The sequence below is a fragment of the Halopseudomonas formosensis genome (assembly GCF_900115905.1).
GTDB lineage: Bacteria > Pseudomonadota > Gammaproteobacteria > Pseudomonadales > Pseudomonadaceae > Halopseudomonas > Halopseudomonas formosensis.
In genome coordinates this window covers 80,646-87,552 of record NZ_FOYD01000012.1, presented here as the reverse complement: position 1 = coordinate 87,552, position 6,907 = coordinate 80,646, and the positions used below count along the sequence as shown (strand labels likewise).

Here is a 6,907-nt window from a genome sequence, read left to right as displayed (position 1 = left end):
GCCTCGCCATAGGCTTCCCGGAGTTCGCGCAGCTGGGTTTCATACTGCTCGGCGATATCCTTGGGATTGGCCTTAAGGGCGTTTTCCATTCCAGCTTCGGCATCGTCCATCCACTTCTCGATCTCCTGCTGGGTGAGATCGTAGTGGCGCGCAGCCTCGGGCACTGTAGTCTGCCCTCGGTAGATCTGCTTGATCAGCTCCGCTTTGCGTTTGGCTGTCCAGCGCTTGATGTCGGGTTCTTGCGTCATGCTTCACTCCAATTTCTGAAGCGACTTTAGCATGTGCAGGTTTTCACTGGGTCATTACATGTATACTCACAGGCCACCTTTGCGCGGCGTCGAGTGCACAATCGGAATTACCAGCGAGCAGAGTCATGAGCACAAACGAAAAGATCTACACCGGCAAGACCAAGGACGTATACGCCCTGGACAATGGCAACATCCTGCTGGTCTTCAAGGACGACGTCACCGGTGAGGACGGGGTCATCGATCCGGGTGCCAACACCGTGATCGGCCAGGTCGAAGGCAAGGGTCGCAAATCCCTGGCCATGACCGACTACTTCTTCAAGCGTCTGCATGCCGCAGCTGTTCCCACCCATTTCGTCGCGGCCGACCTCGACAAGGGCACCATGGAAGTGCGTCGCGCCGAGCCCCTGGGCAAGGACGTGAAGGGCGCGGGCGGTTTCGAGTTCATCTGCCGCACCCGTCCCTGGGGCAGCTTCCTGCGTCGCTACCGCAATTACATCAGCGACGCCGAGCGGGGTCTGGACTATCTGGTCGAGATCACCATCAAGGATGACGAGCGCGGTGACCCGCTGATCAATGATGACGCCATCCTGGCCCTGGGCCTGCTCAGCGCCGAGCATCTGGCTGAGGCCAAGGAGCTTACCCGTCAGGTCTGCCGTATTGTCGAGGCCGATCTGCGTGGCAAGGGACTGGTGCTGATCGACATGAAGATCGAGATCGGTCTGGTCGACGGTCAGGTCGTGGTCATCGATGAGGTCTCCGCGGATGCGATGCGGGTCATGGATCAGTCGGGCCAGGTACTGGACCACGCGGTTCTGTGTCAGCAGCTGATAGGTTAAGATACCTGACATGCCAGCGCGGCCGGGGTCCTCTGGGCCCGACCGGGGATAATCAACGAAGCCCGCCTGTTCGCGGGCTTTGTCATCTTCGGAGGGTGGGGTACGCCTGGCCGACTGGCGAGCCGCACGGCGCCACTGCCTTCCAGTGTTCGAGCCATCGATAAGAGAGTCGTCATGACCCGCAGTACAATCCGCCCGAACATGGTGATCACCGTTCTGTGTGGCACCCTCACCTCCATGGTGGTAATCGGCTTTGCCCGCCTGGCCTACGGCATCATACTGCCGTCGATGCGTGCAGACCTGGGCCTGAGCTACCAGCAGGCCGGCATTCTCGGCACCATCACCGCCCTGTGCTACGTGTGCTTCGTGCTGTCGGGCGGGCTGGCGGCGGCACGCTGGGGCGCCCGCGCTTCGGTGCTGTTCGGTCTGGGCATAGTGGTGCTGGGCTTCGCCGGACTCACCCTGGCCTCGTCATTCTGGCTGATTGCGTTGCTCATGGGGCTGCTGGGTTTCGGTACCGCCTTCGCCTTCGCCCCCATGGTCACGCTGCTGGCCACCTGGTTCCCGGAAAAGCGGGGACTGGTCATCGGCTACATGAGCAGCGGGGTAGGCATAGGCACCCTCTCGGCGGGGCTGCTGGTGCCGGCGCTGCTCGACCTGTTCGGTGATCAGGGCTGGCGGGCCAGCTGGGGGCTGTTCGGTGCCGTGGCACTGTCGGCAACCCTGCTGATCGCGCTGTTCGTGCGCAATCCCCCGCAGGCGGCCAGCGGTGTCAGTGGCAAGCTGTCCGCCGCGGAGAAGTGGCGGGTCTATCGCAATCCGCGGGTGCTGATCGTTGCCAGCACCTACGGGATCATCGGCCTGGGTTACATAGTGCAGACCATCTTCATGGTCAGCTTCATGGTCGAGAGCGGCCATGGCGAGGTGGTCGCCGGGCGGCTGATGGCCATGTCCGGGCTGCTGTCGGTGGCGACCGGTCCGGTGTGGGGCGGTCTGTCCGATCACTGGGGCAGGGGCAATGCCCTGGCGATCTCCATCGCCCTGGTGGTGGGCGCCATGGCCCTGCCGCTGTTCGCCCAGACGCTGCCGGTGTTCTTCTTCCACTTCCTGATCATGGGCCTGTCGATCAACGGCCTGTTCGCCATGATCCAGACCAGTGCCACCGACCAGGTGGCGCCGCGCTACATTCCCATCGCTTTCAGCTTCGCCACCCTGTTCTTCGCCATCGGCCAGTTCTTCGGCCCGGCCATCGCCGGCTGGCTGATCGGCAGTACCGGCAACTTCACCAGCGCCTTCGGTTTCACCGTGGCGGTGCTGAGTGCCGGCTTCGGTCTCACCCTGCTGATCCGCCGCTTCCCCCGTGAGCTGGCGGTCGCAGAGCCGCAACCCGCGGCAGACATGGGATCAGCCTCATGAGCTACCTGCTGGCGGCCCTCTGGCCGCTGTTCGCGCTGATTCTCGGCGGCTATCTGCTGCGGCGCGCGGGTTTCCCAAGCAATGCTTTCTGGCCGGGGGCGGAGCGGCTCAACTACTTCGTCCTGTTCCCTGCGCTGCTGTTCAGCAGTCTGGCCAGGGCGCCGCTGGACAGTCCGCACCTGGGGCGCATTGCCGGGTGCGTGGCGCTGATCCTGGGCGTGGGCTGGGGTGTGCTGCTGCTCCTGCGTCGCTGGCGTGCCTGGCCTGCCTCGCGCTTCGGCGTGCTGGTGCAGGGGACCCTGCGTTTCAACACCTACATTGGCCTGGCGGCGGTGGGTGCGCTGTTCGGGGAGGCCGGGCTGAGCCTGATGGCACTGCTGCTGGCGGTAACAGTGCCGGCGGTCAACACCCTGTCAGTGCTGGCGCTGACCCCCGGCGGCAGTCTCGGTGTGCCGGCCCTGATCGGTACCTTGCTGAGAAATCCGCTGATCCTCGCCTGTATAGGTGGCGTGATGGCCAATCTGGTGGGATTGCCTCTGGGCGGCGGGGTAAGCGAATTGCTCGGGCTGCTGGCGGCCAGCAGTCTGCCACTGGGTCTGCTCTGTGTAGGGGCAGCGCTGCAGCCACAGGACCTGCGCCGGGAAACCCTGCCGCTGCTGATCAACAGCATGGGGCGGCTGCTGCTGATGCCGCTGGGAGCCTGGCTGCTCAGCGGCTGGATGGGCATGGCCGGCATGGAGCAGGTCGCCGTGGTGTTGCTCTTCGCGCTGCCCTGTGCGCCCACGGCCTACGTGCTGGCCCGTCAGCTGCATGGGGACGCGGAGCTGATGGCCGGCATCATCACCCTGCAGACCCTGCTGGCCATGCTCAGCCTGCCGCTGGTACTGCTGCTGGCGCTCTGACTCAGGGGCGGCTGTCGGCGGGGATGGCTGCCATCTGCGGCAATGCCCATTCCAGCAACTGGCGCGCCAGGGTCTGGGCCGCCCGCTCATGGCCCTCGAGCACGTGGGCAATCTGGGTGTTACCAATCGGCTGCTCGATACGGAAATCGCGGCTGACGTAGATCCGGCGGCTTTCCGGGTTCACCAGTCGGGCCTGCAGCTCGATGAGGATGCGCGGTTGTTCACCGTCGACCACCTGGAAGCGGCGCAGATCACTGCCCAGATGCACATCGGCATGCAGTGCGTTCTCGTCGGTAGTCACCGCCCGCAGTCCGCCCTGGCGCTGGAAGGCCTGGGCCAGATATTCGCGCAGCAGGGTGGGGGTCGGGTCACTCCAGCGCACGCCGCGGTAGCTGAGCAGCTGGTTGTCGCGGGTCTGTACCATCAGACGCGGCCCGGTATGGGCATAGCCGGCCTGGGGTGTGTCGACCCGCAGGGACAGGGGCAGGCTCTGCGGGCGTTGCTGGATCAGGTTCTGCGGTGGTTGCGAATACTGATACACCGCCACCGGTTCGGATTCGGGCAGCAGCGAGCAGCCACCCAGGGTCAGCAGGGCAGCCAGCAGGCCTGTGGTCAGGGGCAGACGGATCATGGCTCATACTCCTCGAAAGTATCGCGACCGAGCAGGAAGCGGGCAGGGTTGTCCTCCAGGCGCCGGGTGATGGAGCGCAGCGCCGTCAGACTGCCGCGCAGTTCCGAGATGGCCGGCTCGAGCTGTCCCAGACCCTGCATGCCACTGGAGAACGCGTCGCTGTTGTCCACCAGCAGCTGCTCCAGGGTTTCGCTGGTGCTGGCGATGGACTCCAGGGTCTGTTCCACGTTGTTCAGGGTGCGCGTGCCCTGCTCATTGACCAGGGCATTCACATTGGTGATCAGTTCGGTCGCCTCGCGGCTGGCGGCGGTCAGTTCGTTGACCAGCGCCTTCACGTCATCGCCCTGGCTCGACAGGCTGCCGGCGGCCACCTCGATCGACTCCAGCGTGCGCGCGATGCGTTCGGCGTTCTCGTCGGACAGCATGTTGCGGGCGTTGCTGACCAACTGATTGATGTTGGTCATCAGATCCTCGCCGTTGGCCAGCAGGCTGGAAATGGGCGAGGGTGTGGCCGGTATGCGGGCGGCCTGGGTGCCGTCGCCGTCCAGCAGGGGGCTGTTCGGGTCGCCGGGAACCAGCTCGATCACCGTGTTGCCGGTGATGCCGGTGAAAGTCAGGCGGGCCTTGGTGTCCCGGGTGATCGGCGCGGTACCGCTGATGCGGATGCCGGCGAGCACCTGCGACGGATCTTCCGGGTCGAGGCCCAGTTCGGTGATATCGCCGATGGGAATGCCGCGGTACTGCACCGCGCTGCCGCGGGACAGGCCGGTGACAGCCTCGCGGAAAACCACCGTGTAGTAGCGGTAATCCGAACTGGTGTTGGCATTGCTGATCCACACCGCAAACAGCACCGCGCCGGCGCCGGCCAGCAGGGTGAACAAGCCGATGATGACGTGATGGGCACGGGTTTCCATTAGGGGCTCTGCTCCGGCTGAGGTGTATGACTGGCCGCGCTGGCGGCAGCGCGGCCGCGGGGGCCATGGAAGTAATCCTGAATCCAGCTGTTGTCGGTCGCAGCCACACGTTCGAGCGTATCAGCCACCAGCACGCGCTTTTCCGCCAGCACGGCGACCCGGTCGCAGATCGTGTACAGCGTGTCCAGGTCATGGGTGACCAGGAATACGCTGAGGCCGAGGGCGTCGCGCAGGGTGAGAATCAGCTGGTCGAAGGCCGCCGCTCCTATGGGGTCCAGACCGGCGGTGGGCTCGTCGAGAAAGAGGATGTCCGGATCCAGAGCCAGCGCCCGTGCCAGAGCGGCGCGCTTGACCATGCCACCGGACAGCTCCGAGGGAAACTTGTCCCCGGCGTGCGGCGGCAGACCGGCCAGGGCCAGCTTCATGCCGGCCAGGTGCTCGGCGTCATCGCGACTGAGGCCGGCATGCTCGATCAGCGGCAGGGCCACGTTCTCGGTGACGGTCAGCGAGGAGAACAGGGCGCCGCGCTGGAACAGCACACCGAAGCGCCGTTCGACCTTTGAGCGGCTCTGTTCATCAAGCTTGTCCAGCTGCTCGCCGAACACCCTGACGCTTCCGCCGCTGGGGCGCCGCAGGCCGACAATGGAGCGCAGCAGTACCGATTTGCCCGTGCCCGAACCGCCGACCACGCCGAGGATCTCACCCGGCAGGATGTCCAGATCCAGGTTCTCGTGCACGGTCTGCTTGCCGAAGCGGTTGACCAGCCCGCGGATCTCCACCAGGGGTTTGCGTTCGTCGCTCACCAGTCCATCTCCATGAAGAACAGGGCGGCCAGTGCATCCAGCAGAATGACCACGAAGATGGACTGGACCACCGCCGAGGTAGTGTGTTCGCCTACCGACTCGGCGCTGCCACTCACCTTGAAGCCTTCCATGCAGCCGATGATGGCAATCAGGAAGGCAAACAGCGGCGCCTTGGCCATACCCAAGTAGAAGTGCCGGACTGCCACGTTCTGCTCCAGGATGTGGAGGAACATGGTCGGCGAGATGTCCAGTGCCAGGGAGCAGACCACGGCGCCACCGAGCATGCCCGAGAGCATGCCGATGAAGGTCAGCACGGGCAGCGAGATGATCATGGCGATGACCCGGGGGATCACCAGAATATGCAGGGGATTGAGCCCCAGCGTGCGGATGGCGTCGATCTCCTCGTTCGCTTTCATCGAGCCGATCTGGGCGGTGAAGGCGCTGGCGGTGCGCCCGGCCATGAGGATGGCTGTCAGCAGCACGGCGAATTCGCGCAGGAAGGAGAAGGCGACCAGGTCGACGGTATAGATGGTGGCGCCGAAGTCGGCGAGGACGGTCGCGCCGAGAAAGGCGATGACGGCGCCGACCATGAAGGTCAGCAGGGCCACAATGGCCACCGCATTGAGGGCGATCTGTTCTATCTGGGCGACGATCGAGGTCACTCGCCAGGTGCCGGGGCGCAGCAGGCTGGAAGCCAGACCCGCCAGCGTCATGCCGATGAAGGCCAGCAGGATGACAATATGCTGGTACAGCTCCACCACATACCTGCCCAGATTGTCGAGCAGCTCCAGAACCGCATTCTGTGGCGGTTGGGGGGCGGACTCCTCCTGCAGACTGTCGGCGATGCGCGTCAGCAGTACACGGCGTTCCTCGGGAAGGTCCCGGTCGCTGTCGGCCAGTTGCCGCAGCAGTTCGGGGCCCAGGAGGTCGGCCAGTAACTGGCCGCCGGCGGTATCCAGGCGGCCGATCCGGCGCAGGTCGGCGGAACGGCAGGCGGCGCCGGAACGGGTCAGGTCGCGCACCTGCTGGCGCAGCTGCGCGTAGTGTTCCAGTACCCAGTCGCCCTCCAGGGTCAGATGGGCCGGGTCATCCGGTGATGTGCTTATGAAGCGGTTGGCGCTGACATCCGGCATGGGCGTTTCCGTTGAAGGACAACA

General features: G+C 64.9%; 8 protein-coding genes. 3 read left to right on the top strand and 5 right to left on the bottom strand.

The annotated features are described in order from the left end of the window. A partial coding sequence (locus tag BM046_RS14135) for a DUF1153 domain-containing protein (protein ID WP_090540593.1) occupies positions 1 to 248 on the bottom strand: 248 nt, incomplete at its 3' end. A 125-nt stretch (positions 249 to 373) separates the two neighbouring features. On the opposite strand from BM046_RS14135, the gene BM046_RS14130 reads away from it, so the two are divergent. The 3 genes from BM046_RS14130 to BM046_RS14120 all read left to right on the top strand — a co-directional run bounded on the left by BM046_RS14130 (position 374) and on the right by BM046_RS14120 (position 3,402). Beyond that, complete coding sequence (locus BM046_RS14130) at positions 374 to 1,084, top strand: phosphoribosylaminoimidazolesuccinocarboxamide synthase (RefSeq protein WP_090540591.1); 711 nt, start codon at positions 374 to 376, stop codon at positions 1,082 to 1,084. Between the two features lie 174 nt (positions 1,085 to 1,258). After that, positions 1,259 to 2,500, top strand: coding sequence for an MFS transporter (locus tag BM046_RS14125; protein WP_090540589.1), 1,242 nt, complete (start codon positions 1,259 to 1,261; stop codon positions 2,498 to 2,500). Further along, positions 2,497 to 3,402 carry an AEC family transporter gene (locus BM046_RS14120; RefSeq protein ID WP_090540587.1) on the top strand — a complete coding sequence of 302 codons (906 nt, stop codon included), beginning with the start codon at positions 2,497 to 2,499 and terminating at the stop codon, positions 3,400 to 3,402. The genes BM046_RS14125 and BM046_RS14120 overlap by 4 nt, the downstream gene beginning before the upstream one ends. A gap of 1 nt (position 3,403) precedes the next feature. Here BM046_RS14120 and BM046_RS14115 read toward each other — a convergent pair whose 3' ends face one another. The 4 genes from BM046_RS14115 to BM046_RS14100 are packed head-to-tail and all read right to left on the bottom strand — an operon-like array spanning position 3,404 to position 6,883. Then, entirely contained in the window at positions 3,404 to 4,033 is a 630-nt protein-coding gene (locus tag BM046_RS14115) for an ABC-type transport auxiliary lipoprotein family protein (protein ID WP_090540585.1), read from the bottom strand. Further along, entirely contained in the window at positions 4,030 to 4,947 is a 918-nt protein-coding gene (locus BM046_RS14110; protein WP_090540583.1) for an MlaD family protein, read from the bottom strand. The genes BM046_RS14115 and BM046_RS14110 overlap by 4 nt, the downstream gene beginning before the upstream one ends. Beyond that, positions 4,947 to 5,750, bottom strand: coding sequence for an ABC transporter ATP-binding protein (locus tag BM046_RS14105; RefSeq protein ID WP_090540581.1), 804 nt, complete (start codon positions 5,748 to 5,750; stop codon positions 4,947 to 4,949). The genes BM046_RS14110 and BM046_RS14105 overlap by 1 nt, the downstream gene beginning before the upstream one ends. After that, on the bottom strand, positions 5,747 to 6,883 hold the full coding sequence (locus BM046_RS14100) for an MlaE family ABC transporter permease (RefSeq protein WP_090540579.1): 1,137 nt from the start codon (positions 6,881 to 6,883) through the stop codon (positions 5,747 to 5,749). The genes BM046_RS14105 and BM046_RS14100 overlap by 4 nt, the downstream gene beginning before the upstream one ends. Between the last annotated feature and the right edge of the window lie 24 nt (positions 6,884 to 6,907).